Genomic DNA, 4,205 nt, shown 5'->3' with positions numbered 1-4,205 from the left:
GCCTCGGCCTCGATCGGGTCACCCAGGACGGTGCCCGTGCCGTGCGCCTCGATGTAGTCGACGGTGCGCGGGTCGATCCCGGCATCCTTGTAGGCCCGGCGCAGCACGTCGGCCTGCGCGTCCTGGTTGGGGGCGATCAGGCCGTTGGACCGGCCGTCGTGGTTGACCGCGCTGCCGGCGATGACGGCCAGGATCTGGTCGCCGTCGCGGCGCGCGTCATCGACGCGCTTGAGCACGAACATGCCGCCACCCTCGGAGCGCGTGTAGCCGTCGGCATCCGAGGAGAACGACTTGATCCGGCCGTCGGGCGACAGCACCGCGCCGATCTCATCGAAGCCGAGCGTGACCAACGGCGTCAGCAGCGCGTTGACCCCGCCGGCGACGGCCACGTCGCACTCGCCGTTGCGCAGCGCTTGCACGGCCTGGTGTGTCGCGACCAGCGAGCTCGAGCAGGCGGTGTCCATCGCGACCGAGGGGCCGCGGAAGTCATAGAAGTAGGAAACCCGGTTCGCGATGATCGAGCTCGCGGTGCCGGTGATCGCGTAGGGGTGTGCGACGGTCGGGTCGGAGACCGCCAGGAATTGGTAGTCGTTGTTCGAGAAGCCGACGTACACGCCGACGGCCTCGCCCCGCAGGGTCGACGCGGGGATGCGGGCGTGCTCGAGCGCCTCCCAGGTCAGCTCGAGCGCCATCCGCTGCTGCGGGTCGATGTTGTCCGCCTCGGTCTTGGCGACCGCGAAGAATTCGGAGTCGAAGCCCTTGACGTCCTTCAGGTAGCCGCCGCGGGTGCGGGCCGTCGAAACCCGCTGGGCGATGCGTGGCTCTTCCAGAAACTCCGACCAGCGGCCCTCGGGCAGGTCGGTGATGGCGTCGCGGCCCTCCATCAGCGCCGCCCAGGTTTCGTCCGGGGTGTTCATGTCGCCGGGCAGCCGCGTCGACAGACCCACGATCGCGATGTCGACACGCTCGGCCGGGCCGTTGCGGGTCCAGTCCAAAAGGTCATCGGCGGCGGTGTCTATTTCGGGCTCGCCCTCGACGATGCGGGTGGCCAGCGCTTCGATGGTCGGGTGCTGGAACGCGACCGCGACCGACAGCGTGACACCGGTCATGTCCTCGACGTCGGCGGCCATCGCCACCGCATCGCGCGACGACAGGCCCAATTCGACCATCGGCACCGACTCGTCGATGTCGTCCGGCGACCTGCCGACGGCCCTGGCCACCCAGTTGCGCAGCCATTCCCGCATCTCGGGGACGGTCAAATCGGACTTGGTGGCGGGTGCTTCTCCAGCGGTCGTCTCGCCGGGGACCTGCTCGGCGTTCCCAGAGTTGTCCGGCAGGTCAGATTCTGTGTCAGCCATGGTTCCTGGATTCAGTCAGTTTCACTGGCGAAAGCGGTCGGGGAAGCGACACCGCTGCGCAGGCTGCCGTCGATGTAGGCGGCGCGGCAGGCGCGGTGCCCGATCTTGCCGCTGGAGGTACGCGGGATCGTCCCCGACTGCACCAGCAGCAGGTCACGGACGGTCACGCCATGCCGGACGGCGATGGCCGCGCGGATGTCGTCGGCGATCGGCTGGTAGTCCAGCTTGTGTGAGCCGGCGGCGCGCTCGGCGACGATCACCAGCTGCTCGGAGCTGTCCTCGGGGTCGTACTTCAAACCGGCGTGCGGGTTGTCGAACACTTCCTGCGGCAGCTGGTTCGCGGGCACCGAGAAGGCGGCCACGTAACCGGTGCGCAGCGCCTTGCTGGCTTCCTGCGCCGAGTACTCGAGGTCCTGCGGGTAGTGGTTGCGGCCGTCGATGATGACCAGGTCCTTGATCCGGCCCGCTATATAGAGGTGTCCCTTGTGGTAAGTGCCGTAGTCGCCGGTCTTCACCCACATGCCGTCGTCGGGGGCACCCTCGGCGTGCGACTCGCTGATCCGCGACTTGAGGATGTTGCGGAAGACGTCGTTGGTCTCTTCCTTCTTGCCCCAGTAGCCGATGCCCATGTTGTTCCCATGCAGCCAGATCTCGCCGATCTGACCGTCCGGCAGCTCGCTGGCGGTGTCCCGGTCGACGATGACTGCCCACTCGTCGACGCCGACGATGCCGGCGGAAACCTGCGCCACGGCGTTGGGGGCGTCGGCGGCGACCTCGACGAAGCGCTGCTTGTTCAGCTCGTCACGGTCGACGTAGATGACGGTGGGCGCCTGGTCCATCGGCGTGGTGGAGACGAACAGCGTCGCCTCGGCCAGGCCGTAGGACGGCTTGATCGCGGTCTCGCGCAGGCCGTACGGGGAGAACGCGTCGTAGAACTTGCGCATCGATGCCGGGGAGACCGGCTCGCTGCCGTTCAGGATCGCCTTGACGTTGCTCAGGTCCAGCGGCGGCTCGCCATCCTTGGGCACGCCGCGCACCGCGGCATGCTCGAACGCGAAGTTCGGCGCCACGGTGATGACCTCGCAGTCCGGTGCGTCCTCGGGCTTGCGCGCCATCTCGCGGATCCACCGGCCGGGCCGCCGCACGAACGCGGCCGGCGTCATGAAGGTGAAGTTGTGACCGATCACGGGTGACAGCAGCGCCGTGATCAGGCCCATGTCGTGGAAGAACGGCAGCCAGCACAGGCCGCGGTCGGCCTCTTTGCCTTCGAGGCCGTTGAGCACCTGCAGCACGTTGGTGGGCAGGTTCAGGTGGGTGATCTCCACGCCGGTCGGGGTGCGCGTGGAGCCGGAGGTGTACTGCAGGTACGCGACGGTGTTCTCGTCGGCCTCGGGCTCCTGCCAGGTCGCGGCGACCTCGTTGGGTACCGCGTCGACCGCGATGATGCGGGGCCGCTCCTTGGCCGCGCGGGCGCGGATGAACTTGCGGACACCCTCGGCGGCCTCGGTGGTGGTCAGGATCGTCGAGGGGGTGCAGTCGTCGAGCACGGCGTGCAGGCGGCCGACGTGGCCCGGCTCGCTCGGGTCGAACAGCGGCACCGCGGTCCGGCCGGCGTACAGCGCGCCGAACAGTGCGACGAGGTAGTTCAGGTTCTGCGGGCAGAGCACGGCGATGCGGTCGTCGGGCTGAGTGACCTGCTGCAGCCGGGCGCCCACGGCGCGGTTGCGGGCGCTGAACTCCGACCAGGAGATGTCGCAGGCGACGCCGTCGCGCTCAGTGGAGAAGTCCAGGAACCGGTACGCGAGCTTGTCACCACGAACCCTTGCCCATTTCTCAACGTGCTTGACCAAGTTCGTGTTCTCCGGGAACTTGATCTTTCCATTCACGATGAACGGGTTGTGGTAGACCATGCCGCTCTCCTGTCAAACGATTTTAGGCCGGCTTCGCCGACGATCTCTAAGTGCAGGCTCTCCGTGCAGGCGTTCCCCAGCACACGCGCGCTAGGGAGCTCCGGCCCCATGCCGATCCCGCCGGCACAGGCCCCGATTGGGCCCACGACAAAAGTCTGATTGCTCTTAAATTCTTCTTAATGTTACGGGGCTGCCTACGGCAGACCAAATCACAAGGTACCGCTGATCTCCATCGCTGACGGCTTCCTGACGCCTGTGTCCTGCTGCCCGGTCATCCGTGTTTGGGGTGCGGTGCGTTGCTGACAAGTCCTTGAGCCCAGCTCAGCGTGTAATCGGTCGCTGCCTGCCCGTCCACGCTCCAGAACTGAGTGGTGGCGTAAAGCGCGTGGATCGGCTGGCCCGCATTGCCGGCCAAGGTGTTCACCGTGTTGGGCAGGTTGGCGATGCTGAACGCCTCCGGCGGTGCAGCGCAGATGAGGTCTCCTGGCGCGCAGATCTCGTCCGTCTTGCCGTTCAGGTCGCCGAAACCACCCGGCCTGGCGCCCGTCATGGTCAACCCGAGCCCGGACAACACCGGCACCTCTTGCAAGGTGACCTCTGCGCCCTGTCCCGGCGGGTTGGGACCGACGTCGTTGCCCACCCCGGGCTGGCGACGGCCGTCCGCGATCAACATCACACCCAGCACGAGGTCGTCGTCGACGGGGCCGCGGCCGTTGCCGATGTCGCTCGCAACGTCGCCCGCGATCACCGCGCCCTGCGAGAAGCCCATCAGCACGTAGCTGGTCAGCGGGCACTTGTTGTTCATGTCGGTCATCGCCTGAACCATGCCGCGAGTGCCCTCGGCGCGGCTTTCGTTGTACGACATCTGTGTATCGCCGCTCATCGGATTGTGGAATTGCGCCGTGTAGGGGACGGTGAACGATTGCACCCGCGAGGA

The 4,205-nt window shown here is 67.2% G+C and carries 3 protein-coding genes; all 3 read right to left on the bottom strand.

The window, feature by feature from the left end; translation table 11 throughout:
• On the bottom strand, positions 1 to 1,358 hold a 1,358-nt coding region (locus tag JOZ00_RS11500), incomplete at its 3' end, for a type I polyketide synthase (RefSeq protein WP_293343869.1).
• 11 nt (positions 1,359 to 1,369) lie between these two features.
• Positions 1,370 to 3,268: a long-chain-fatty-acid--AMP ligase FadD32 gene (gene fadD32 / locus JOZ00_RS11495; protein ID WP_293343867.1), complete on the bottom strand. Its 1,899-nt coding sequence runs from the start codon at positions 3,266 to 3,268 to the stop codon at positions 1,370 to 1,372.
• A 271-nt stretch (positions 3,269 to 3,539) separates the two neighbouring features.
• Positions 3,540 to 4,205 (bottom strand): cutinase family protein (locus tag JOZ00_RS11490; protein WP_293343865.1); only part of this gene is annotated, 666 nt, incomplete at its 5' end.

Source organism: Mycobacterium sp., from assembly GCF_019243155.1.
GTDB lineage: Bacteria > Actinomycetota > Actinomycetes > Mycobacteriales > Mycobacteriaceae > Mycobacterium.
The sequence above is the reverse complement of the archived record's forward strand: the minus strand, read 5'-3'. Positions and strand labels throughout refer to the sequence as shown.